Origin of the sequence: Parasphingorhabdus sp., from assembly GCF_036963705.1 — a bacterium.
In the GTDB taxonomy this organism is placed as follows: Bacteria; Pseudomonadota; Alphaproteobacteria; order Sphingomonadales; family Sphingomonadaceae; genus Parasphingorhabdus.
This window is the reverse complement of the sequence record NZ_JBALUT010000035.1, coordinates 1-22,367: the sequence shown is the minus strand read 5'-3', so window position 1 is coordinate 22,367 and position 22,367 is coordinate 1. Positions and strand designations below refer to the sequence as shown.

General features: G+C 55.3%; 23 protein-coding genes. 13 read left to right on the top strand and 10 right to left on the bottom strand.

Translation table 11 applies throughout. The annotated features are described in order from the left end of the window. From V7680_RS09485 to V7680_RS09475, 3 genes are read left to right on the top strand one after another with little or no spacing between them, the layout of a single operon-like run. Positions 1 to 1,635 carry a nitrite/sulfite reductase gene (locus tag V7680_RS09485; RefSeq protein WP_335653051.1) on the top strand — a complete coding sequence of 545 codons (1,635 nt, stop codon included), beginning with the start codon at positions 1 to 3 and terminating at the stop codon, positions 1,633 to 1,635. Then, entirely contained in the window at positions 1,628 to 2,053 is a 426-nt protein-coding gene (locus V7680_RS09480; protein ID WP_335653050.1) for a DUF934 domain-containing protein, read from the top strand. Before V7680_RS09485 ends, V7680_RS09480 begins: the two co-directional genes overlap by 8 nt. Further along, the gene (locus V7680_RS09475) at positions 2,046 to 2,828 is read left to right on the top strand and encodes a phosphoadenylyl-sulfate reductase (RefSeq protein ID WP_335653049.1); all 783 of its coding nucleotides are present in this window, start codon (positions 2,046 to 2,048) and stop codon (positions 2,826 to 2,828) included. Before V7680_RS09480 ends, V7680_RS09475 begins: the two co-directional genes overlap by 8 nt. Positions 2,829 to 2,872: 44 nt before the next feature. Here the strand turns inward: V7680_RS09475 and V7680_RS09470 are convergent, their stop codons facing one another. Together V7680_RS09470 and V7680_RS09465 are read right to left on the bottom strand one after the other, a co-directional pair. Continuing rightward, on the bottom strand, positions 2,873 to 3,319 hold the full coding sequence (locus V7680_RS09470) for a DUF3592 domain-containing protein (RefSeq protein WP_335653048.1): 447 nt from the start codon (positions 3,317 to 3,319) through the stop codon (positions 2,873 to 2,875). Between the two features lie 77 nt (positions 3,320 to 3,396). Next, complete coding sequence (locus V7680_RS09465; protein ID WP_335653047.1) at positions 3,397 to 4,896, bottom strand: replicative DNA helicase; 1,500 nt, start codon at positions 4,894 to 4,896, stop codon at positions 3,397 to 3,399. A 151-nt stretch (positions 4,897 to 5,047) separates the two neighbouring features. Between V7680_RS09465 and V7680_RS09460 the strand changes: the two genes are divergently transcribed. The 5 genes from V7680_RS09460 to V7680_RS09440 all read left to right on the top strand — a co-directional run bounded on the left by V7680_RS09460 (position 5,048) and on the right by V7680_RS09440 (position 8,941). Continuing rightward, on the top strand, positions 5,048 to 5,530 hold the full coding sequence (locus V7680_RS09460; protein WP_335653046.1) for a UPF0262 family protein: 483 nt from the start codon (positions 5,048 to 5,050) through the stop codon (positions 5,528 to 5,530). 32 nt (positions 5,531 to 5,562) lie between these two features. Further along, positions 5,563 to 6,255, top strand: a complete 693-nt coding sequence (locus tag V7680_RS09455; protein WP_335653045.1) for a glycoside hydrolase family 25 protein — start codon at positions 5,563 to 5,565, stop codon at positions 6,253 to 6,255. A gap of 19 nt (positions 6,256 to 6,274) precedes the next feature. Continuing rightward, positions 6,275 to 6,829 (top strand): dCTP deaminase, encoded by a 555-nt coding sequence (gene dcd / locus V7680_RS09450; protein ID WP_335653044.1) that lies wholly within the window; start codon positions 6,275 to 6,277, stop codon positions 6,827 to 6,829. A 54-nt stretch (positions 6,830 to 6,883) separates the two neighbouring features. Beyond that, positions 6,884 to 8,065 (top strand): saccharopine dehydrogenase family protein, encoded by a 1,182-nt coding sequence (locus V7680_RS09445; protein ID WP_335653043.1) that lies wholly within the window; start codon positions 6,884 to 6,886, stop codon positions 8,063 to 8,065. Between the two features lie 108 nt (positions 8,066 to 8,173). After that, entirely contained in the window at positions 8,174 to 8,941 is a 768-nt protein-coding gene (locus V7680_RS09440; protein ID WP_335653042.1) for a metallophosphoesterase family protein, read from the top strand. 81 nt (positions 8,942 to 9,022) lie between these two features. Here V7680_RS09440 and ctrA read toward each other — a convergent pair whose 3' ends face one another. Beyond that, positions 9,023 to 9,730, bottom strand: coding sequence for a response regulator transcription factor CtrA (ctrA, locus tag V7680_RS09435; protein WP_335653041.1), 708 nt, complete (start codon positions 9,728 to 9,730; stop codon positions 9,023 to 9,025). 363 nt (positions 9,731 to 10,093) lie between these two features. On the opposite strand from ctrA, the gene arfB reads away from it, so the two are divergent. The 4 genes from arfB (at position 10,094) to V7680_RS09415 (ending at position 14,763) form a co-directional block, all read left to right on the top strand. Next, positions 10,094 to 10,492 (top strand): alternative ribosome rescue aminoacyl-tRNA hydrolase ArfB, encoded by a 399-nt coding sequence (arfB, locus tag V7680_RS09430; RefSeq protein WP_335653040.1) that lies wholly within the window; start codon positions 10,094 to 10,096, stop codon positions 10,490 to 10,492. A 106-nt stretch (positions 10,493 to 10,598) separates the two neighbouring features. Further along, positions 10,599 to 12,671, top strand: a complete 2,073-nt coding sequence (locus V7680_RS09425; protein WP_335653039.1) for a S9 family peptidase — start codon at positions 10,599 to 10,601, stop codon at positions 12,669 to 12,671. A 14-nt stretch (positions 12,672 to 12,685) separates the two neighbouring features. Beyond that, positions 12,686 to 13,171: a GAF domain-containing protein gene (locus tag V7680_RS09420; protein ID WP_335653038.1), complete on the top strand. Its 486-nt coding sequence runs from the start codon at positions 12,686 to 12,688 to the stop codon at positions 13,169 to 13,171. A gap of 161 nt (positions 13,172 to 13,332) precedes the next feature. Continuing rightward, positions 13,333 to 14,763 (top strand): RcnB family protein, encoded by a 1,431-nt coding sequence (locus V7680_RS09415; RefSeq protein WP_335653037.1) that lies wholly within the window; start codon positions 13,333 to 13,335, stop codon positions 14,761 to 14,763. Positions 14,764 to 14,840: 77 nt separating this feature from the next. Here V7680_RS09415 and V7680_RS09410 read toward each other — a convergent pair whose 3' ends face one another. From V7680_RS09410 to V7680_RS09395, 4 genes are all read right to left on the bottom strand, one after another. Next, positions 14,841 to 15,605, bottom strand: a complete 765-nt coding sequence (locus V7680_RS09410; protein WP_335653036.1) for an arginyltransferase — start codon at positions 15,603 to 15,605, stop codon at positions 14,841 to 14,843. Positions 15,606 to 15,770: 165 nt separating this feature from the next. Continuing rightward, positions 15,771 to 16,004: a hypothetical protein gene (locus V7680_RS09405; RefSeq protein ID WP_335653035.1), complete on the bottom strand. Its 234-nt coding sequence runs from the start codon at positions 16,002 to 16,004 to the stop codon at positions 15,771 to 15,773. A gap of 199 nt (positions 16,005 to 16,203) precedes the next feature. Further along, entirely contained in the window at positions 16,204 to 17,874 is a 1,671-nt protein-coding gene (locus V7680_RS09400; protein ID WP_335653034.1) for an amidohydrolase, read from the bottom strand. Positions 17,875 to 17,889: 15 nt separating this feature from the next. Continuing rightward, positions 17,890 to 18,762 (bottom strand): NAD(P)-dependent oxidoreductase, encoded by an 873-nt coding sequence (locus V7680_RS09395; RefSeq protein ID WP_335653033.1) that lies wholly within the window; start codon positions 18,760 to 18,762, stop codon positions 17,890 to 17,892. A 75-nt stretch (positions 18,763 to 18,837) separates the two neighbouring features. Here V7680_RS09395 and V7680_RS09390 point away from each other — a divergent pair, with 75 nt between their 5' ends. Beyond that, positions 18,838 to 20,079 (top strand): threonine ammonia-lyase, encoded by a 1,242-nt coding sequence (locus V7680_RS09390; RefSeq protein WP_335653032.1) that lies wholly within the window; start codon positions 18,838 to 18,840, stop codon positions 20,077 to 20,079. A 211-nt stretch (positions 20,080 to 20,290) separates the two neighbouring features. Here the strand turns inward: V7680_RS09390 and V7680_RS09385 are convergent, their stop codons facing one another. The 3 genes from V7680_RS09385 to V7680_RS09375 form a co-directional block, all read right to left on the bottom strand. Continuing rightward, positions 20,291 to 20,539, bottom strand: a complete 249-nt coding sequence (locus V7680_RS09385) for a hypothetical protein (RefSeq protein ID WP_335653031.1) — start codon at positions 20,537 to 20,539, stop codon at positions 20,291 to 20,293. A 62-nt stretch (positions 20,540 to 20,601) separates the two neighbouring features. Beyond that, entirely contained in the window at positions 20,602 to 21,063 is a 462-nt protein-coding gene (locus V7680_RS09380) for a hypothetical protein (protein WP_335653030.1), read from the bottom strand. 146 nt (positions 21,064 to 21,209) lie between these two features. Next, a complete protein-coding gene (locus V7680_RS09375) occupies positions 21,210 to 21,743 on the bottom strand; it encodes a hypothetical protein (RefSeq protein ID WP_335653029.1) in 534 nt (177 codons plus the stop codon). Positions 21,744 to 22,367: the final 624 nt, after the last annotated feature.

Here is a 22,367-nt window from a genome sequence, read left to right as displayed (position 1 = left end):
ATGTATCAATATGACCAATATGACCAAAAGATGGTCGACACGCGCGTCGAAGAATTTCGCGACCAGGTTAAACGCCGCATCGCCGGCGATTTGACCGAAGACCAGTTCAAGCCGCTCCGGCTGATGAATGGCCTCTACCTGCAGCTCCACGCCTATATGCTGCGCGTTGCCGTTCCTTATGGCACGTTGAGCAGCAAGCAGATGCGGATGCTCGGCCATATCGCTCGCAAATATGACCGTGACTACGGTCATTTCACGACGCGGCAGAATATCCAGTATAACTGGATCAAGCTGGAAGACGCGCCAGACATTCTCGCCGATCTCGCTTCCGTCGAAATGCACGCCATCCAGACCAGCGGCAATTGCATCCGCAACATTTCCTCTGATCAGTTCGCCGGTGCAACCGCCGACGAGATCGCGGATCCGCGTCCCTGGGCAGAATTATTGCGGCAATGGTCGAGCTTTCACCCCGAATTTTCCTATCTGCCGCGTAAATTCAAATTCGCTGTCATTGCCAGCGACACCGATCGCGCGGCGATGCGCCTGCATGATATCGGAATCCAGCTGGTGCATAATGACGCAGGCGAACTGGGTGCGAAATTCTTTGTCGGCGGCGGTATGGGCCGTACCCCGATGATTGCACCGGAAGTTCGGGCCTTTGTTCCGGCGGACGAACTGATCAGCTATGCCGAAGCCTGCCTGCGCGTTTACAATCGCTACGGGCGGCGCGACAATAAATATAAGGCGCGGATCAAAATCCTCGTACACGAACTCGGCAAGGAAGAATATACGCGCCAGGTCGAGGAAGAATTCGCCCATATGAAGCAGCTGGGCCTCAACCCTCCGGTTGAAGAACTAGCGCGGATCACCGAATTTTTTCAAGACCCTCCGTTTGACAAACAGGCGAGCGATGAGCTCGATCTTTCCGATCCGGATTTTGCCCTTTGGGTCGATCAGAATATCTCCGCGCACAAACAGCCCGGCTATGCGATTGCTACAATCAGCCTGAAACCGCGCGGCGGCATTCCCGGCGACGCGTCATCGGCGCAGATCGACCTGATGGCGGATCTCGCGGAGCAATATAGTTTCGACGAGTTGCGGGTCACCCACAGTCAGAATATTGTTCTCCCCCATGTCAGGAAAAGCGACCTCTATGCGCTTTGGCAGAAACTCGATGAAGCAGGTCTGGCTCCGGCCAATCTCGACCTGATCACCGACAGTATCGCCTGCCCTGGCCTCGATTATTGCAGCCTCGCCAACGCCCGCTCGATTCCCCTCGCCCAGAAAATCAGCGAACGTTTCGCAGACCTCGGGCGTCAGCGGGAACTGGGCGAGTTGAAGCTAAAAATCTCCGGCTGCATCAATGCCTGCGGTCATCATCATGCCGGACATATCGGCATATTGGGTGTCGACCGGAAAGGCACCGAAAACTACCAGTTGCTGCTTGGCGGATCGGGCGCGGAAGACGCCAGTCTGGCGAAGATTACCGGACCCGGATTTACCGAAGACGGCGTGATTGACGCCATTGAAACGGTTACCGATCTCTATCTCGAACAACGCGAGGACGGAGAGCGATTTATCGATACCTACCGCCGTGTCGGCATGGCCCGGTTCAAGGAGGCTATTTATGGGTGATACTATCCGTTTACGCGATGATGAAGTGCATGAAGAGCCAGCGGTTTCTCTAGACTCCTTCCTGGATCAATCGAACGCCACTGCTGTTCGCATCGAAGCGGGCGAAGATGCGCGGCTGTTGCGGCCCTTTCTCGACCGCCTGTCGCTGATCGAAGTTGATTTTCCAGCCTTTGGCGATGGTCGCGGCTATTCTGCGGCACAGATACTTCGCGAGTCCGGTTATAAAGGCGAATTGCGCGCCAGTGGCGACGTGCTGCTCGACCAGATCTCGCATATGCGGCGATGCGGCTTTGATGCCTTTGCACCCAATTCGCCGATCAACCCGCAGTTGATGGAAGAAGCCTTGAAACGTTTCGAGCATGTCTATCAGGCAACGTCCGACCAGCGCGTACCAATCTGGAGGAAACGCCATGGGTGAACCAGCACGCAAAATCGACACGATCGATGTTCGTCCGGATTTTACCCAGGCCGACGCCGACGCGCTGAACCAGCGGTTCGAAGGCATCGGCACGTCTGAAATGCTCAAGACATTGTTTGACGAGCGCGAGTTAGGCGAAGTCGCAGTGGTATCATCATTCGGTACCGAAAGCGCGGTTCTGCTCCATCTGGTCGCGGCGGTCGATCCGACCATTCCGGTGACCTTTGTCGATACGCTCAAGATGTTTCCGGAAACCCTGGAATATCGTGATACATTGGTCCGGACTCTCGGTATCAAGAACAGCAATGTTGTAGAACCCGAAGCCGCCGTGCTCGCCGAGAAAGACGAGAACGGCCTGCGCTGGTCCTATGACCCCGATGGCTGCTGCGAGATCCGCAAGGTCGAGCCACTGGCCCGCGCCAAAGCCGGTCTCAACAGCTGGATATCCGGACGCAAGGCGTTCCAGTCGGTCACCCGCAACAATATTCCGCGGTTCGAAATCGATGACGGCCGTCTGAAGATCAATCCGCTGGGCGACTGGATCAAAGAAGATCTCGAAGCCTATTTCGAATCGCATGATCTACCGCGCCATCCGCTGGAAGCCGAAGGCTATCTCTCGGTCGGCTGCGCGCCCTGCACATCGAAAGTGAAGCCCGGCGAAGACCCCCGCGCCGGACGCTGGAGAGGCTGGGACAAGTCCGAATGCGGTATTCACGAAGATGTGACGCCATTGCCCGATGCGGATGATAGCGGCGCCAACGATCCGATTTTCTAACGTCGGCCAAGCAGGCGGGCTGGCTCGCAACGCCGGTTCATTCGTCAGATTTTCGGAACATTACGCTTGGTTAAAAACAGCGCGCATATAAAAAAGACCAAGCTGAAAAAAGTGATCGAGCCAGCAAGAAGCCAATCCCGCCAGGCGCCATATTCAAGGCGAACCTGCACCCAATTTCCGTCGGCAGAATAGCGGACCGGAACCCGGTCGCCTATTTTGGCTATCGGTGGCTGAAGACCCTGTGTCGTTTCCATCTCATATTCCATGCCCTGATCGGTAACGAAACGGACGGTGGGGTAATGAGTGACAAAGTCTCTGGAGGGACCGTCAGAGCGTGATGTGCTATTTTGCTCTGCGCGTAACGATATTATCTCAGCGGTCCCGGCTGCACTATTATTGCGAAATTTCCAGGTATCGACGCCGATAGAGAGACCAATGAACAGGAAAAGCGAAATAACCGGCAATATGATGATACGCATCCAGATTTCCATGGTCGCATCTCCTCTTCCCTTGCCCGGCTTCGATCAGTCCGCGCGCCGCCACCGGAGCTAAAGAAACAACCCCGACCCTAATATTCGTCGGGCATATCCTCTTGCGCCAGATCACCAAATTTCGTGAATTCGGCGATGAAGCTGAGATTGATATTGCCGGTCGAGCCCTGTCGGTTTTTCGCAACGATCACGGTAGCCTTGTTGACCTTACTCTGGTGATCGGCTTCCCATGCGGAATATTTGGCAATCTGTTCCGGCGTCGAATTGCCGTCTGGCTGGTCCGGCTTGATCGCGAGATGATAATATTCATCGCGAAAAATGAACATCACGATATCCGCGTCCTGCTCGATCGAACCAGATTCGCGCAGATCGGAAAGCTGCGGTCGCTTGTCTTCGCGACTTTCCACCTGCCGGCTCAATTGCGACAGCGCGATCACCGGCACTTGCAATTCTTTTGCCAGCGTCTTCAGACCACGACTGATTTCCGAGATTTCGTTGACCCGGTTATCATTGGCCCGGCCCGATCCCTGCAAGAGCTGAAGATAATCGACCACGATCAGTCCGATACCCTGGCGCCGCTGCAACCGCCGTGCGCGGGTCCGCAACGCCGCAATGGTCAGCGCCGGCGTATCGTCGATAAACAGCGGCAGATCCTGCAATTCCCGCGAAGCCAGCGCGAGCCGGTGCATGTCATCACGGCTGATCGCGCCCATCCGCAGTTTTTCCGAACTGATCTCGGCCTGTTCGGACAATATTCTGGTCGCCAGCTGATCCGCTGACATTTCCAGACTGAAAAACACTGTTTTCGCGCCGAGGGAATCTTCTGGCGCGATCCCGTCTTCCATATCACGGAGATAGCGGTGCGCCGCGTTGAACGCGATATTTGTGGCGAGCGAGGTCTTGCCCATGCCCGGACGACCCGCCAGGATGAGCAGATCGCTTCGGTGCAGACCGCCCATTTTCGCGTTCACATCGCTGAGGCCGGTGGTGATACCCGATACCTTGCCACCGCTGTTAAAAGCCCGTTCGACGTTGGTCAGGGCCTCGGTCGATGCCTGCAGGAACGAGCGTACGCCGCCTTCCTGCGCTTCGCCTTCGGAAACACGGTAGAGAGCGGTTTCCGCTTCCTCGATCTGTTCTTTCGGGTCGACCGTCTCGCTGGTATCGAGAGCGCTTTCGACCAATGTCCGCCCGACGCTCACCAATTCGCGCAGCAATGCCAGATCGTAAATCTGATTGGCAAAATCGCGAGCACCGATCAGGCCTGCGCCATCCCCGGTCAGTTTGGCCAGATAGGATGGACCGCCTAGCGCCCGCATCGCTTCGTCCGACTCGAAATAGGGTTTCAGCGTCACCGGAGTGGCCACCATATTCTTGTCGAGCAGCTTCAGCGCCTGTTCGTAGATACGACCGTGGAGCGGTTCAAAAAAATGTTCGGGTCGCAACCGGATCTGGACATCTTCCGCGACTCGATTGTCGATCAGTAGCGCGCCCAGAAAAGTCGCCTCTGCCTCGACATTGCGCGGCAGGCGCTGTTCTTCATGTTCATCATTTTGGAAACGCATCACTTCAGCCATGACTCTTCATCGACGCTGAATCGATTCAGGGCAAGAGGCGGTGAGAAAAATCTCGTAAAGTTCGGGGGACAGACCTGTGGAAAAGATCGTGCGGTAATGTTGCACTGCAAAAACCCTTGTCCTGAGACCGGTGCTGCGGCAACAGGGCGCAATGTCCGATCCGCGCATCATATCCGTCGAACTCGACGAAACCACAATCCTGTGGCGCAATGCCGATATCGAACAGGAGCGGCGGATCGCTATTTTCGATCTGATCGAAGAAAACCATTTCAAACCTCTCAAAGCGCATGACGATGGCTATGCCGGACCCTATCAGCTCAAGCTGAGCGTCCAGGAAGGCCGGCTGGTTATTTCCATCGGACGCGAAAATGGCGAACCGCTGGAGACGCTGATCCTTGCGCTGGGACGGTTCCGGCGGCCGATCCGGGATTATTTTGCGATTTGCGACAGCTATTACCAAGCGATCCGCAAAGCCAGCGCCACAGAAATCGAAACCATCGATATGGCGCGACGCGGGGTACATGATCAGGGCGCCGACCTGCTGGTCGAACGACTGGAGGGCAAGATCGAGGTTGACTTCAAGACCGCGCGGCGGCTCTTCACATTGATCTGCGTATTACATATCAAGAATTGAGTGATTCTTCCGCTGCGTATCAGGGAAACAGGGTGGCCAACCGAAACATTAGAAAAACACTGATCAGCCTTGCCACGATTGCCGTGGTGCTGGTGGTGATCGCCTTCATCCTGCGCAATATTGCCGTCAGCTGGGCTCCTGCCCGCGACCAATATCCGATACAGGGCATTTCTGTCGATCAGAGTCATGGCGAGATCATCTGGCACGTTGCCGGCGCGACCGGTGTCGACTTTGCATATATCCAGGCGACCAGCGGCGCTGAAAAGCGGGATGCGCGATTTGCAGCCAATATCAAGGGTGCTCGGGAATCCGGGATACGCTATGGCGCGCTCCACAATTATTCGCTCTGTCGCCTAGCAACCGATCAGGCGACGATGTTCGTCACCACCGTACCGCGCGGAGACAATATGCTACCGCCTGCCGTCCGCCTTGCCTTTGACAATGGGTGCGGCGATCGCCCTGGCCGCGCGCTGGTACTCAGCGAGCTCAATATGTTTCTCAACCAGATCGAAGCCCATAGCGAAAAGCCCGCCATTCTTGCGGTATCGCGCGAGTTCGAGGAAATGTACAATATCAGCAGCGGCATCGACCGCACCTTCTGGCTCGAAGCCAATTTTTTTCCGCCCGATTACGCCACCAAACCCTGGGTGATGTGGCGCGCTTCAGACATGCGCCGGATCAGCGGGGTTGACGGCCCGATAAACTGGAACGTAGTGCGACCATGATCACCAACAGGAATTTGATATGAGCATTTTATCCGACCGCTGGATCCGCAACGAAGCGAAACATTCCGGAATGATCGAACCTTTTGTCGAAGCCCAGAAGCGGGAAGGCTGCATCAGTTACGGCCTGTCCTCTTATGGCTATGACGCGCGGGTGTCGGACGAGTTCAAGATTTTTACCAATGTGAACAACGCCGTCGTCGATCCCAAGAATTTTGCCGAGGATAGTTTCGTCGACCGCAAGACCGATTGTTGCATCATCCCGCCGAACAGTTTCGCGCTGGCCCGGACAGTCGAATATTTCCGGATTCCGCGCGATGTGCTGGTGATCTGCCTCGGCAAGTCCACCTACGCCCGCTGCGGGATCATCGTCAATGTCACGCCGCTGGAACCGGAATGGGAGGGCCATGTGACCCTGGAGTTTTCCAACACCAGCCCCCTGCCCGCGAAGATTTACGCGAATGAAGGCGCCTGCCAGTTCCTGTTCCTCAAAGGCAATGAGCCCTGCGAGACCAGCTATGCAGACCGTTCGGGCAAATATATGCGGCAAAAAGGTGTGACTCTGGCAAAGCTGTAGCCCATAGATAAGACAATTAACCCACCGATTAAACAATCTGCAGGAGCGCTCGCTATGTCCGATACTCGCGAATTTGATGTCATCATCTATGGTTCAACCGGCTATACCGGTCGCCTGGTCGCCGAATATATGGCGCAGCAATATGGCGTTGGCAAAGACGCTCCGAAATGGGCGATGGCCGGACGCAGCATCGCCAAGCTAGAAGAAGTTCGCGATCTCATCGGCGCGCCCAAGGACACGCCGCTGGTCGTCGCCGATTCAGACGACGCCGCGTCGATCGACATGATGGCAAGCCGCACCAAGGTGGTCCTGACAACAGTTGGGCCCTATCAATTATACGGCGACGAACTGGTCGCCGCCTGTGTCAAGAATGGCACCCATTATGTAGATCTTTGCGGTGAACCGGGATGGATGCGCGAGATGATCGACAAACATCAGGAAGCGGCTGAAAAGTCCGGCGCACAGATCTGTTTTTCCTGTGGTTTTGATTCCATCCCCTTCGATCTTGGCGTGCTGATGCTGCAGAACGACATGCAAAAGCGTTTCGGCAAGCCGGCAACCCGCGTTCGCGGCCGGGTTCGCGCGATGGAAGGTACCTTCTCGGGCGGAACCGCTGCCAGTCTTAAGGAAACAATGAAGGCAATCGCCAAAAACCCCGGTCTTGTCAAAGTCCTGGCAAGCAGCTTCGGCCTGACACCGGGTTTTGAAGGACCGGACCAGCCCAATATGCTGATCCCCAAATATGACAAAACCATCGACAGCTGGGTTGCGCCGTTCATCATGGCAGCGATCAACACAAAGAACGTCCACCGGACCAATGTGCTGCTCGACTTTGCCTATGGCGAAGATTTCAAATATGATGAAATGGTCGTCACCAGCCCGGGAGATCTTGGCAAACAGGCGGCTGAAATGCTCGCCAAGGCCAATCCATTCGGTGGCAGCGATGCCCCGAAGCCAGGCGAAGGACCAACCAAGGAACAGCGCGAGAATGGATTTTATGACCTCCTGTTTCTCGGAGAGACGGCCGATGGCGAAACTGCCAGCCTCTGCGTTAAAGGCGACAAGGACCCCGGCTATGGATCGACCAGCAAGATGATCGCTGAATCGGCGCTTTGCCTTGCCCAGGACAAGATCACAAACGGTGGTGGCGTCTGGACCCCGGGCGCGTTGATGGGCAAGAAGCTGGTCAAGCGTCTGGAAGACAATGCGGGCCTCACATTTGTAGTGGAAAGCTGACGATTGTCAGCGGCCGTTCAGGTCATTCCGGGCTATAAAGCCGCCAGAGACAGAAATATATCGACCCACCCTTGAAACTTCGTTTCTCAGGACAGATTTCTTAGCATCATGTTGAAACGCCTCTTACGCAAAAAAAATCACGTTCGGCCGATTGACAGCGCGACCGTCCCCGACGGACGGCGGGTCTATGCTATTGGCGATATCCACGGTCGCAATGACCTTTTGAAGCAGTTGCTGGACAAGATCATGAAGGATGATGGCGAACGCGGTTCTGTTGAGAGCGAAATCATCTTTCTGGGCGATCTGGTTGATCGAGGCCCGGACAGCGCCGGCGTCATCGACACGGCGATGCAGGCCAAAGAAACGTTCGGCAATGTTCGTTTCCTGATGGGCAATCACGAAGAAGTCTATCTGTCGGCAGCCGCGGGTGACGAAAAATCTGTCCGGTTCTTCAACCGGATCGGCGGCCGCGAGACGATATTGAGTTACGACATCACGATGAAGGAATATATGGAACTGGATATGACGCAGCTGGCTCTGCGCATTCCGGAACTATTTCCCAAGGAACACGTGGATTTTGTTTCCGGTTTCGAGGACCAGATCATTATCGGTGACTATGCTTTTGTCCACGCCGGGATCCGTCCTGGCGTGCCGCTGTCCGAACAGCGCCAGAAGGACCTGCGCTGGATCCGCGAGGAGTTTCTTTCGGCTCAGGAAGCCCATGAGAAGATCATTGTCTATGGTCACACGATCAATGATGACGTCGTGGAGACCGGCACCCGCATCGGGATCGACACCGGCGCCTATTATTCGGAAAAACTGACTGCGCTGGCGCTGCAAGGGTCAGAGCGCTGGTATCTCGACACTAGCGCATAAAAAAATCGGCGGAACCAACTTGGCTCCACCGATTTGAGGTCCGATAGTCAGACCAGTTTTGGGTAATGAATATACTGTCTTCTAAGCAACTTGCGCGGTTGGCGCGGTTTCTTCTTCGATGTCGCGCAGGACATAGCCCCGACCCCAGACCGTCTCGATATAATTGTCTCCGCCGCAGGCCAGAGCCAGCTTTTTGCGGAGCTTGCAGATGAACACGTCGATAATTTTGAGTTCCGGCTCGTCCATGCCACCATAAAGATGGTTGAGGAACATTTCCTTGGTGAGCGTCGTTCCCTTTCGGAGGGAGAGCAGCTCCAGCATTGCATATTCCTTGCCGGTTAGGTGCACGCGATTGCCATCGACTTCAACCGTCTTGGCATCCAGATTAACCGCCAGCTTGCCGGTCCGGATGACGCTCTGCGAATGGCCCTTGGAACGACGGACAACCGCATGAATGCGGGCAACCAGCTCGTCGCGGTGGAAAGGCTTGGTGACATAATCATCGGCACCGAAACCAAAGCTACGGACCTTGCTGTCCATTTCACTAATACCGGAAAGAATGAGAACGGGCGTTTGCACTTTCGCGACACGCAGCTTCTTGAGCACATCATAACCATGCATGTCCGGCAGGTTCAGATCGAGCAATATGATATCATAATCATAAAGTTTGCCGAGATCGAGCCCCTCTTCGCCCAGGTCCGTGGTGTAAACGTTGAAACCTTCGGTTGTCAGCATCAGCTCAATCGCTTTTGCGGTCGTTGGTTCGTCTTCAATCAGCAGCACGCGCATCAGGCAGCCCCTTTTCTTAATTACTCGCTCCAGATCGACCGCTGTGCCGACCCGATGGATCATTTATTAACCATAAGATCAATGAACGTAAAAGGTTAATTTTCCCCTAACGCAGGATTGAGCATGAGTCGCGAGCAGGTGAATGACTCTGCAACCCGCAGGAATGAGTCGTTTCAGGACTCTCGGATGCTCCGAAAAAAAAATTAACTTTTTGCCGATGGAGCGTCGAAAAAGATCGATTTAGATCAAAATCGATCGAATTTGACGGCAAATAGATCACAAAATTGTCAAAGATTAACAACAAATCGCAAGCCCGGTTAACAAGTCCTGTTGCGAGGCCGCCCATCGCGCTAGGAACCATATATGGTTGAAGTCCCCGAAAGCGCGATCACCGAGACATTTCTTGCCGCCAGCGGTCCTGGCGGACAAAATGTCAACAAGGTGGCGACAGCGGTCCAGATGCGCGTCAATGTCTACGCTCTCCGTCTGGAACCTTATGCCTTTCGCAAATTGAAAACACTAGCCGGCCGCAAGATGACCAGCAGCGGCGAGTTGATCATCACGGTCCGCGCCTATCGAACCCGCGAAGCAAACCGGGCCGAAGCACGGCGGCGAGTGAACGAGATGGTAGAACAGGCCTATGAGCGTGACGCTCGCCGGATTAAAACCAGGCCAAGCGGAGCCGCAAAGGCCCGGCGCGTTGATACCAAGAAGAAAAAATCAAATGTCAAAAAAATGCGCGGGAAACCGGGCCTCGATTGAGCGGCAATAAGGCGCAGCCGTAAATCAGGCCTCCCGAGACTATTGTTTCCAGTTGGCAAAGCGCCGGTTTTCCTCATAAGAAATTTAACGGATTTAGGGGATCTCGATGAAAACGCGTTATTTGCTCGCCATATGCAGCCTGCCATCCTTGGCCACAGCGGCTCTTGCCGACGACGGGGATGACAGCCGCCGGTTCACCGCCGAACGCGTGTTCGATCTCGAATATGCCGATGACCCGCAAATATCACCGGATGGCAACACCATCATCTATGCCCGCAAATCGATGGACAAGTTCGCCGACCAGGTGGTCAGTGATCTATGGGCAATCGATACGCGCAATGGCGAACACCGGCCACTCGTCAGCGGGCAAGGCTCGAGCAGCTCGGTCCGCTGGTCTCCGAACGGCGACCGTCTGATCTATCTGACATCGACCAACGGCAAGCCGGATCTTCGTCTGCGCTATCAGGACAGTGGCGACAGCTTTTCGCTGGCGCAGCTGGAACACGGCCCCGGCGCCCCGGTCTGGTCGCCCGATGGCAAGACAGTCGCATTCTCGATGCTGGTCCCCGATGAACGCGCAGGCTTTGCCAAGCCGCCGAAAAGCCCCGAAGGGGCCGAATGGGCACAACCCGTTCGGGTTGTCGATGATCTGGTTTTCCGGTTCGACGGCGCAGGCTATCTTCCCAAAGGCAAAACACAGATTTTCACTCTGAATACCGAAGGCGGTACACCGCGGCAGGTGACCCACGGAACAAATGGCTTCGACAGCCCTCAATGGCTGGGCAACGGCGCATTGCTGGTTACCGGAAACGATGCCGAAGACGCCGATCTGGATCCGATCGAAAGTGAAATCTACCGGGTAGACCTCTCCAGCGAGACCGTAACCCCGTTGACCCAGCGCGACGGACCAGATTTTGCGCCCAAGGTCGCCCCCAATGGGGCGCGCATCGCCTATCTCGGATATGACGACGAGCTGAAATCCTACCAGCAGAATAATGTCTATCTGATGGCAGCCAACGGCAGCGGCGTGCAAAATCTGACGGTCAATTATGATCGCTCGGTCGATAATATTGCATGGCGGCCCGACGGCAAGGCGCTTGTCGGCCAGGTCGAAGTCGAGGGAATATTGACGCTGGTTTCGATTGATCTGTCGGGTAATGTCCGCAATCTGGTCAAGGATATCGGCGGCACATCGCTCGGTCGCCCCTATGCCGCCGGCAGCTTTTCCGTGGCCAGCAAGGCCGGTGGAAGTTCCCCGCTGATCGCCTATACAAAGGGAAGCACCAATAGGCCCGCCGAAGTCGCCTTGACCCGTGGCAGTGGCAATGGCCGCCAGCTGACACAATTGAACGAGGATGCGCTGGGTCATCTGGACCTCGCGCGGATTGAGGAGATCAAGGTCTCGTCGAGCCACGATGGCAGAGAGATAGAAGCCTGGATTGCCTTGCCCCCCGGCTTCCGTCCCGACGGAAGCTTCCCGATGATATTGGAAATTCACGGCGGCCCGGCGACCATGTACGGTCCTTATTTTGCCGCTGAAATTCAACGCTATGCAGCACAAGGCTATGTCACAGTCTACGCCAATCCAAGAGGGTCTACCGGATATGGCCAGGATTTCGCTCAGCTGATTGATCTGAATTATCCGGGCAATGATCATGACGATCTGATGAGCGTGGTCGACGCTTTGATCGCCAAAAATTATGTCAGCAAAGACCGCCTGTTCATCACCGGCGGTTCGGGTGGCGGCGTATTGACCGCCTGGGCTGTCGGCAAAACCGATCGCTTTGCTGCAGCGGCAACGATCAAACCGGTAATCAACTGGACCAGCATGGCGCTGGCCGGGGACATTGCGCGCTTCGTCAGCCGGCATTGGTTCCGCGCCCAACCTTGGGAGCAACCGGAAGAATATTGGCGCCGATCGCCCCTTTCCATCGTCAATAACGTCAAGACACCGACGATGGTCATGGTCGGCGAAGCCGACTTCCGCACGCCCGCTTGGGAAGCCGAACAATTCTACACCGCTCTCAAGGTCCAGAAAGTCGATACAGTGCTTGTAAGGGTACCGGGTGCATCCCACCTTATTGCCCGTAGGCCCAGCCAGCTGATCGCCAAGGTCGACAATATCATGGGCTGGTTTGCCAAATATGACCCGGTGAAGAAACCGGAAGCTGAAGACTAGCAGGAAACCGCTCAATGTTAGAAATTGCGATCGACAAAGATCAACCCAAGGCAGAATTATACGCCGAGCTGACATCCTTCGCCGCCGCTTTGGTGGACGGCGAGCCCGATGCTATCGCCAATATGGCCAATGTCGCGGCGTTGATCTGGCAATATGTTCCGGGGCTCAACTGGGCCGGCTTCTATCGCGTTATCGATAATGAGCTCGTGCTCGGCCCCTTCCAGGGCAAAACAGCCTGCATCAGGATAGCGATCGGTTCGGGCGTATGCGGCGCGGCAGCGGCCTCAGGGCTTGTCCAGCGGGTAGCCGACGTTCACGCCTTTCCCGGTCATATTGCCTGCGATGCCGACAGCCGCAGCGAGCTGGTAATACCGATATTCAAGAACGGAGCCGTGATCGCGGTTCTCGACCTCGACAGCCCCCTGCCCGACCATTTCGGCACGGAAGACGAGGACGGTTTGGTGTCGCTGATCGAGGCAATTGCTAATTATCTTGGTTAACCCTGTGATAACCAAGATGTTCCATTTCGACACACCAGTTTAAATCTACTCTATTTTACAACCCCCTAATGGCCAAAGCCCCCGAAAAATGGTAAACAACTGTTAACCAAAATTCGGTCGGACATGCTCGGTGCATGCTCGAAATCAGGGAGTTGTTAACCATGAAGACCCTTTTACTTGCTGGCCTTGCCGGTGTTTTCGCGATGACGTCAGCATCGGCTCATGCTGCTGTCGACTCGGTGTCGGACGATGCCGCAAACTCTTTGATCGACCTCTCCTTTGCTTCTTCGACAGCACTGGCCAACCCTGCTTCAGGGGCCAAGACCATGCCCAACAGAGGCAATATGCGTCAGATGAAGAACATGGGCAAAATGAGACATGCCCAATCGGGTGGCAAAATGCACCGCATGAAGAACATGGGCAACACCCGGCACATGAATAGCCGCGGGCCAGGTGGGAGCTTTGTTCGCCAGGGTCGTGTAGGCTATGGTCAGGGCTATAGCAGACCCCACCGCGGATTCCGTCTGCCACAGACTTATGTCCAGCCTAGCTATTTCATCGGGAATTTCGGCTATTACGGACTAAGCCAGCCAAGTGCCGGCTATGGCTGGTCGCGCTATTATGACGACGCCGTGCTGACCGACCGTCAGGGGGTGGTCCAGGATGCACGCTACAATGTCGACTGGGATCGCTATAATCAAGGCTATCAGGACGGCTATCGCGCAGGCCAGGCAACCTATGACCCTGCAGTGTTCGCCGGCGATGACCGTGTAATGTCTACGCCATCCGCCTATAATGACCCGCGATCGACCTATCAGGGCGACTGGCAAGGCGCCTATCAGGAAGACGGCAGCTACCAAGGAGATTGGCAAGGCACCTATCGTGATGCCGACGGCCGGGTCTATGAAGGCGAATATTCCGGTACGTTCATCGGAGACGGCGAAATGGCCCCGCATTGGGGGGCTGGGCAGGCTCAGAATTCTGGTCCCCAGCATCATGCGCCTTATCCGGATGATCGCGGTTACAACAACCAGCGCTCCGAAGAACTCGCCTATCTCGAACGGTGCAAGACAAGCAGCGGCATCGGTGGCGCGATTGTTGGCGGTGCGATTGGCGCGATTGCCGGCAACAGGATTGCGGGTCGCGGGAACCGTTTGGGCGGATCATTGATCGGCGGCGGCCTTGGAGCTGTTGCAGGAGCCGCAATTGATCAGGGCACCGATCGCTGTCGCAAGCTGCTCAAGAAATATGGCTATGACCAGCAACAGACTGCTCGTTATCCGGATCACCCGCCGGTCCAGCATCACCGTCCACAGCCGCCGCAGACCTACCCGGCCTATCCCAGCGGCTGGAACGGACAATATGGTCAGGCCTATTATTATCCGCAGGCGCAACCGATGGTGACGACGATCGTCATACAATCCGCGCCGGTTACGACCACAACGACAACGACTTATATCGAAGAGGAAGTGGTATATTCAAAGCCGACCTACAAGAAACGTTGGAAACCTGCTCCTAAGAAGGCCTGGAAACCGGCAGCAAAAGCTGCGCCGCTAAAGGGATGTCAGCAGGCGCGCTGCATGTACGACTGATAATCTGACGAAACAAAAAAAGGCCTGCCAACCCGTTTTTGTTCGCAGGCCTTTTTTGATGGCCTATTGATCCGGAATTAGTTCGGACATTGCAGTTTCAGCAAGGCGGATGGATCAAAGCGGCTCCAGCCATCCGGACCAAGCCGTTCGATGGGACGATAGCGAACCTTATATTCCATCTGTGGCGATCCATCGACCCAATAGCCGAGATAGACATAAGGCAATCCCGCCTTCTTGGCGCGCAGGATATGATCCATGATTATATAATTGCCGAGGCCAGCCCGCTCGCCATGTTCAGCGTCGAAGAAACTGTAGATCATCGAAAGGCCATCGCCTTGCTGATCGGTCAGGCAGGCGCCGACCAGACGGCCTTTGCTGCCGTCCTGTGTCGGTTCGCGATATTCGACCACTAAGGTTTTGACAGGCGATTGTTCGACCATGTCGGAATAGTCCATCTCGTCCATTTCCGCCATGCCGCCACCGGGGTGCCGTTTTGCGAGATATTTCTGCAGCAATTGATATTGCTCATCGGTCGCCCAGGGTTCGCAGGCTTCCACAACCAGATCCTTGTTACGCCGGATTATTTTTCTCTGGGTGTTGCTCGGTTGGAATTCATGCGCCAACACCCGAACCGAAACGCAAGCTTTGCAATCCAGGCAACTGGGACGATAGGCGACATTCTGGCTTCGGCGAAATCCGATCCGACCCAGAGCATCATTCAATTCTTCAGTATGGGGGCCGTTCAGCTCGGTAAAAACCTTCCGCTCGCTTTTGCCGGGCAAATAAGGGCACGGACTGGGATTGGTTACGAAAAATCGTGGAAAGCGAACGGGTGCAGTCACAAAGCCAGCCTTTTCTTGAAATGTTCAGAGTCGACATGGGCAATATGCAATGGTGAGGAGTAAATGAAAAGGTGGTTTACCAAGAATGTCCACATTAGCGGGGACAGCTGAGATCAAAAAAAACGGGGCGAAAATCGCCCCGTCCTAAAATCAATTTGCTTAAGCTCAAGGGCTTGTTGGATCATCGTCATCAGCGATGATGATGATGCCAGCGATAACCGCTGCTGCTGCCAGCAGAGCAATCAGGATTCCATTGGAACCTTCGAGCTTTTCTGAGGACGAAGAATTCGCGCCCAGACGTTCAACAGCTGGCGCTGCGCTGTTTACTGCTTGAGCTGCGACAGGAGCCGCAACCAAAGATACTGCTGCAATACCAGCAGCCAATTTACCGAGATTCATAATAATGCTCCAATTAAGTCAATTTACAAAGAGTAAAAGTTCGTATCCGAACCTCCTGCGCCCCATTGTAGTGAGAAGGTATTTTATTATCCGACGACCTTCTACAGAATTGTTTAGCTCAAACTGCCATTTTTCACAACTGCAAAACCGAAACAAATTATCAAGTTGTCCTGTTTCCAAACCACTTAAACTCGCCTGATCAATTCTGTACCAATACTGGCTTGCCGGCGATCCAGGTTTGCAGAACATTCACGCTTCGAACCTGTGCCGGCGTCGCGAGCAGGATATCCTGGTCAACAATAAGGAAATCCGCCCTTTTTCCGACCTCGAGGCTCCCCAGGCGATCTTCGGCAAAAGCAGCATATGCAGCGCCATTGGTATAGGCATTCCAGGCTTGTTCGCGGCTCAGCCGTTCCTCCGGCATCCATCCTCCGAACGGCTGACCGGCGGCATCTTCGCGGGTCATCGCAGCGGCCAGTCCGGCAAAAGGATTGGAGGATTCGACGGGAACGTCCGTGCCAAATGCCAGATTCGCGCCCGAATCAAGCAACGATCTCCAGGCATAAGCACCGACCAGACGATCGGGCCCAAGTCGCGATTCGGCCATCAGCCGGTCAGACGTCTGGTGAACAGGCTGCATCGAGGCGATGGTTCCAGTGGCTGCAAAACGACCCAAATCAGCAGGATCGACTATCTGTGCATGTTCGACCCGCCATCTCCGGTCGCCCTTGTAAGTATAGGCCAATTCTTCGATTGCGGACAATATTTCGTCATTCGCCTTGTCGCCAATCGCATGAACCGCGGTCTGGAAGCCGTCCATCGCTGCCCGGCTCATCTTGTTCTTGAGCTGCGCGGACGTCAGCATCGCCAGTCCGCTCTCCTTTGGTTTGTCTTGATAGGGCTGCTTCAACAAAGCACCGCGCGAGCCCAGCGCACCATCGATATACAGCTTAACCCCAGCCAGCTTGAGGTGATCATCATATAACCAAGGCGATGGCCCGGGACCGCCAATCGCAATCATATTGTCTACACCCGCAGCATAAGAAACAATCCGGATTTTCAGCTGGCCTGCATCGCCTGCCCGGCGAAAACTCTGCCAGTCCTGCATCGTCGTGCCCATATCCGCAATCGACGTTACTCCGTTGGCAAGCAGTATTTCCTGCGCCTTGCTTAACGCCAGGTCATTTTCCACCGGTCTGGGAGCGGGGATAGCATCTCCGAACAGATCCATCGCAGTATCGACGAAAATTCCAGTCGGCTTGCCACCGACCTTCTCGATGGTCCCACCCGAAGGTGATTTGCTGGTGGCCGAGATTCCCGCCGCTTTCATGGCCGCACCATTGACCCAGGCCGCATGACCGTCGACGCGAGACAGAAACACCGGACGGTCGGAGACTATTGCATCCAGTTCAGCTGCGGTTGGAAAGCGGCCGAGCCCCCAGGACTCCTGATTCCAGCCATTGCCGATGATCCATTGCCGGTTCGGATTGTCCGCGGCATATCGATCGATCTTGGCGAGCGCTTCAGTCAGCGATTTGGTCTCCGACAGGTCCAGTGTCAGAGCAGCAAACCCCATATTGATGACATGGCCGTGGGCATCGAAAAATCCCGGGATCAATGTCCTGCCCTCGCCATCAAATTGAAAGTCGACCTCGCGCGGACGCTTGTCACGACGGTCGAGCAATTGCTTGACCTTGCCTTCGTCATCAACAACCATCGCGGAGAAGCGGATGATCTTGCCCTGGCTGTCCGGAGTCATGCCATTGACATTCTCTATGAGACTATCGGCTTCGGCAGCTGCCGGCGTGAAGACAACGGCCACCGCGATCGCGCCCAAAGCAGTGCTGCAATTCTTCAGCCAACCAGTCATATCAACTACCTTTGATTATTTGCGTTTGGGAAGGCGGGAGACCAGAGAGCTGGTGTCATTGCGACCACCGCCCGCAGCCTGTACTTCTGCGTAGAATTGATCGACAAGCGCCGCCACCGGGATGGCCGCGCCATTGGTCCGCGCTTCTTCGATCGCCAGCCCCAGATCCTTGCGCATCCAGTCGACCGCGAAACCGAAATCGAATTTGTCCTGCGCCATGGTTGACCAGCGATTGTCCATCTGCCAACTTTGCGCCGCCCCGCCCGAGATCGCTTCATGCACCTTGTCCAGATCAAGCTGGCTAGCCTGGGCAAAGCGCAACGCTTCCGACAATCCTTCCAGTACGCCGGCGATCGCGATCTGGTTGCACATCTTTGTGGTCTGCCCGGCCCCGGTACGCCCGACATGGACGATCCTTCCGGCATAAGCCGTCATAATCATCTCGGCGGCTGCGAAGGCTTCCTTGCTACCACCGCACATGATCGACAATTTCCCGTTTTCTGCACCAGCCTGACCGCCGGACACCGGAGCATCAACCACGTGGATCCCGCGCCCTTCGGCTTCGACCGACAACTGGCGGGCAATCCGCGCCGACACGGTGGTGTGATCAATGAACAGGGCACCCGATGCCATGGTCGAGAAGGCGCCGTCACGTCCCATGGTAACGGAAGCCAGATCATCGTCATTACCGACACAAGTAATCACGATCTGCTTGTCTTTTGCCGCCGCAGCCGGATTTTCGGCCAGCGACCCGCCATGTTTGGCAACCCAGGCCTCAGCCTTCGACTTTGTCCGGTTATAGACCGTCAGTTCATGTCCGGCCTGGACCAGATGACCCGCCATGGGTCCGCCCATCACGCCGATCCCGATAAATGCAATTTTCGCCATAGATTCCTTTATCCCCTTGTGCGGCCATAATCATTGTTTCCCTCGTTGGCCAGATGCGTTAGGGCCTCTGGCGATATGAATGATATGCAGAGCCCCGCCCTTCCTTCCTTTGACTTTGAGGATGTGAAAGCAGCGCACGACCGGATCAAAGGCCGTGTCGTCCACACCCCGACGCTGAAAAGCATCACTCTTTCACAGCTTAGCGGCGCGGAAGTTTTTCTCAAGTTCGAGAATTTGCAATTCACCGCTGCCTATAAGGAACGCGGTGCGCTCAACGCGCTGCTGTTGATGGACGAAAGCAAACGCAAGGCTGGTGTGATCGCGGCATCGGCCGGCAATCACGCTCAGGGTCTTGCCTATAACGCAAAGAATCTGGGCATCCCCGCTACGATCGTAATGCCCAGCACGACGCCGATGGTGAAGGTCGAACAAACCCGTGGCCATGGTGCCGAGATTGTTATTTTCGGTAGCAATTATGATGAAGCCTATGCGCATGCCATGCAGCTCTCCGATCAGCGCGGCCTCACCTACATCCACGCTTTTGATGACCCGCATGTCGCCGCCGGTCAGGGAACCGTGGCCATCGAAATGCTAGAAGCCATCCCTGATCTCGACCGGATGATCATACCAATCGGCGGCGGCGGGTTATTTTCCGGCATGGCAACCGCAGCATCCGCGATCAAGCCGGATATCAAGATGACCGGCGTGCAGGCCGCGCTCTACCCGAGCATGTACGGCAAATTGACCGGCAAAACCGTCACCGCTGGCGGCGATACGCTGGCCGAAGGCATTGCAGTGCGCAATCCTTCCGAATTCACCGCCGCGATCATCAAGAAATATGTCGACGAAATATTGCTGGTCAGCGAAGCGGAACTGGAGGGTGCGGTCAGCCTGCTGCTGCAGATCGAAAAGACAGTGGTTGAAGGCGCCGGTGCTGCCGGTCTTGCCGCGTTGCTGAGCAACAAGGAAAAATTCAAGGGCGAAAAAGTCGGTCTCGTGCTCTGTGGCGGCAATATCGATACCCGCTTGCTGGCTAACGTCCTGCTCCGCGATCTCGCCCGCTCAGGCCGCCTCGCGCGTCTCCGCCTGCATCTGCGCGACCAGCCCGGCGCGCTGTACAATGTGGTAAAACAATTTGCCGAACATGAAGTCAACATAATCGAAGTCTATCACCAGCGAGTGTTCACCAACCTTCCCGCCAAGGGCCTGATCACCGATATCGAATGCGAAGCCAAGGATCGCGAACAATTGGAAGGCCTTATCGTCGACCTCAACAAGTCCGGCTATGATGTCCGGCAGGTTGAACTCGCCGATTGATCGAATGTCGGCTTTGGGTGCGAAAGACTGTACAAACGATATATCGTCTTTATTTCCTCTGCCGCCTCTGTTGGAGACATCGCTCATTGACAGCTATGTTCCGCAAATGGGCTCACTTGCGTCTCTCAGAAAATATGTTGATCGTGAGTGGGCGAAAGTCGACTGGTGTGGGCCGCAGACGTTCCAACTTAGGTTGTTGGCAGCGGCACCGTTAATTGTCTACGGCGGGGCAATAGGCTTCTTCAGTGCGCCCTACTGGATTGAGATCTCCGGCATTTTGTCGGCGTTTGCTGTCTTCGGCCTGCTGACATTGTGGATTGAAGGACGACGTCTCGCGGGCATTGGCGCGTTTTCGACCGAACGTTCCGAGAGACATATCCGACGCATGAATACCGAGCGGCAAAAGCGAGTTGATCACGGTGCCTAGCATGATGTCCGCCTCCCACCCAGTTGCAGTCATCCGCAACCGTTTGCCTGGCCAGGCTCTCCTGAAAGCTGTTGGTTAACCATGTGTGAGGCGCTTTAGCTATCCTTGGGCACGCCCACCGTGAGTTGCGCGGTCGTGCCACTTTCGTCAGCAAGAGCGCTTAGTACAAATATGGTACCGTCCGGGCTATTGCCCATGAGTGTTTGGGTTCCTCCGTCTTTGCTATCCACACTGAATTCAACTCCCGCGGCTTCGGCTTGCTTGCGGTAGAAAGACACCAGCTTTTCAGGCGAATCCTTGCTGGCCATGACGACCACCAATGCTATGCTGTCGCCCTGATCCACATTGGACTTGGTAATGACCATTACGCCGGGATAAAGCGTATATCCTTTAGGCATATCCACGGCCAGATCGGCGCCGATGCTGACATTCAGCGCTTCCTTTCCGTCTTCGCCGTTCAACCGGACCTGTGCGTCCTCACCGCCGTTCGGCGAAGCGCCGGTATCTGAAGAATTGCAACCTGCCAGCAAGAGCGAGGCCACAGAAACTATCACCATTTTACGCATCATTAATCTCCATCCGATAATTTTTACAATGGGACCGGCCTGTAACCTTCATCGGCCGGTATGCTGTTATTGACCTTATAGCCCGGCTTCTCGAACCCCGCGTGAAACCAAACAAAATATGCACTATGTAATAAGCATTATGCGCCGAGTAGAACCGTTGCGGAGTCGGGACACGCCGCACGTACTTTGTCGTCTATCAGATCGTTAAGGCGGCGATCATAGTCCGCCTTATCTTCCCCGACATCGTCCATAAAACTCCCCAGAGAACGACGATGAACCGGCAATGCCTTTAGCAAATCCATGCATGGCGCCGATCCCTGGCTACCGGCAGCAAGCCTCTCATCGACATAGCGCGCCATGGCCCGAACATAACAGGCGTTCAGCGCCGTGAGCGCATCGGCCTTGGGCTGACCATCTGTTGCGCTGGTTTTAAGCATTCCGACAGCCCTGCCTACGACACCGGCACATGCCGATGTCGGGCTTCGACCTTCGCCGGCCCTTTCCCATGCCCGGTCAAAAGATTTGCTGTAATCCGCCGCAACAATCGAAGCGCTGCCTGTCTCTGCAGCGGCACTTTTTTCCGACGATTTAGAAGGGTCTTCGCCCACATCCCCACCGGAGCAGGCGGAAAGGGTAATGACGAGTACAACAAATCCAAAAACGGTACGCATGTCAAAACCCCTGTATCTCAGTTCCAAAATTCAGAATTTCAATCCCCGCATCGATGCGCGGGAGATGCTGACCCTCGCAATGGAAATGTCCCGATTACCAGTGATCACCTTTAAGAACGAGATCTGATCCAAAACCCCGCCAAAGCAAATAATTTTGGATGCGACCAATGCTCTATAAACATCTAGATCGACGTGGACGGGACGAAAAGTTATCGAACAACGATCGTGCTAATGTCCGATACAACATAATTGTTGTTCAACGCCTACCAGGCAGCAACCCAATTTGCGACGTAGGGCCGGAACCTTGTTGAAATAAGCGCAGCCAGTCAGCAACCGCCCCACTAGCGGACGTTCGCGTTGGACCGATTTGAGGTCCGCTAGGGGGCAAAAGCAGACACTAGGAAGGCATTGGTTGCCGTTCAGCTAACGACCCAATCGCAATCATAGGCGATCATCAGTCGCGACTCTATTCGCTTTCAGGTCAAAGCTTGGGTGAACGAAAAGCCAAATGACATTTGAGATCGATCTTGCTGCTATCGTCAAGGTCATTGGTTCTACAAGGCGGCACCGCTAAGGCATAAGCCAATTCTAACGCTGTTTGTCATTAGCGTGAAAACATTTTAT

What these genes read in the sequence shown, in the direction of transcription:
- V7680_RS09485 (WP_335653051.1), top strand. Translation starts at nt 1, where the DNA reads ATGTATCAATATGACCAATATGACCAAAAGATGGTCGACACGCGCGTC.
- V7680_RS09480 (WP_335653050.1), top strand. Translation starts at nt 1,628, where the DNA reads ATGGGTGATACTATCCGTTTACGCGATGATGAAGTGCATGAAGAGCCA.
- V7680_RS09475 (WP_335653049.1), top strand. Translation starts at nt 2,046, where the DNA reads ATGGGTGAACCAGCACGCAAAATCGACACGATCGATGTTCGTCCGGAT.
- V7680_RS09470 (WP_335653048.1), bottom strand. Translation starts at nt 3,319, where the DNA reads ATGGAAATCTGGATGCGTATCATCATATTGCCGGTTATTTCGCTTTTC.
- V7680_RS09465 (WP_335653047.1), bottom strand. Translation starts at nt 4,896, where the DNA reads ATGGCTGAAGTGATGCGTTTCCAAAATGATGAACATGAAGAACAGCGC.
- V7680_RS09460 (WP_335653046.1), top strand. Translation starts at nt 5,048, where the DNA reads ATGTCCGATCCGCGCATCATATCCGTCGAACTCGACGAAACCACAATC.
- dcd (WP_335653044.1), top strand. Translation starts at nt 6,275, where the DNA reads ATGAGCATTTTATCCGACCGCTGGATCCGCAACGAAGCGAAACATTCC.
- V7680_RS09445 (WP_335653043.1), top strand. Translation starts at nt 6,884, where the DNA reads ATGTCCGATACTCGCGAATTTGATGTCATCATCTATGGTTCAACCGGC.
- V7680_RS09440 (WP_335653042.1), top strand. Translation starts at nt 8,174, where the DNA reads ATGTTGAAACGCCTCTTACGCAAAAAAAATCACGTTCGGCCGATTGAC.
- ctrA (WP_335653041.1), bottom strand. Translation starts at nt 9,730, where the DNA reads ATGCGCGTGCTGCTGATTGAAGACGAACCAACGACCGCAAAAGCGATT.
- arfB (WP_335653040.1), top strand. Translation starts at nt 10,094, where the DNA reads ATGGTTGAAGTCCCCGAAAGCGCGATCACCGAGACATTTCTTGCCGCC.
- V7680_RS09425 (WP_335653039.1), top strand. Translation starts at nt 10,599, where the DNA reads ATGAAAACGCGTTATTTGCTCGCCATATGCAGCCTGCCATCCTTGGCC.
- V7680_RS09420 (WP_335653038.1), top strand. Translation starts at nt 12,686, where the DNA reads ATGTTAGAAATTGCGATCGACAAAGATCAACCCAAGGCAGAATTATAC.
- V7680_RS09415 (WP_335653037.1), top strand. Translation starts at nt 13,333, where the DNA reads ATGAAGACCCTTTTACTTGCTGGCCTTGCCGGTGTTTTCGCGATGACG.
- V7680_RS09405 (WP_335653035.1), bottom strand. Translation starts at nt 16,004, where the DNA reads ATGAATCTCGGTAAATTGGCTGCTGGTATTGCAGCAGTATCTTTGGTT.
- V7680_RS09400 (WP_335653034.1), bottom strand. Translation starts at nt 17,874, where the DNA reads ATGACTGGTTGGCTGAAGAATTGCAGCACTGCTTTGGGCGCGATCGCG.
- V7680_RS09395 (WP_335653033.1), bottom strand. Translation starts at nt 18,762, where the DNA reads ATGGCGAAAATTGCATTTATCGGGATCGGCGTGATGGGCGGACCCATG.
- V7680_RS09390 (WP_335653032.1), top strand. Translation starts at nt 18,838, where the DNA reads ATGAATGATATGCAGAGCCCCGCCCTTCCTTCCTTTGACTTTGAGGAT.
- V7680_RS09385 (WP_335653031.1), bottom strand. Translation starts at nt 20,539, where the DNA reads ATGACTGCAACTGGGTGGGAGGCGGACATCATGCTAGGCACCGTGATC.
- V7680_RS09380 (WP_335653030.1), bottom strand. Translation starts at nt 21,063, where the DNA reads ATGGTGATAGTTTCTGTGGCCTCGCTCTTGCTGGCAGGTTGCAATTCT.
- V7680_RS09375 (WP_335653029.1), bottom strand. Translation starts at nt 21,743, where the DNA reads ATGCGTACCGTTTTTGGATTTGTTGTACTCGTCATTACCCTTTCCGCC.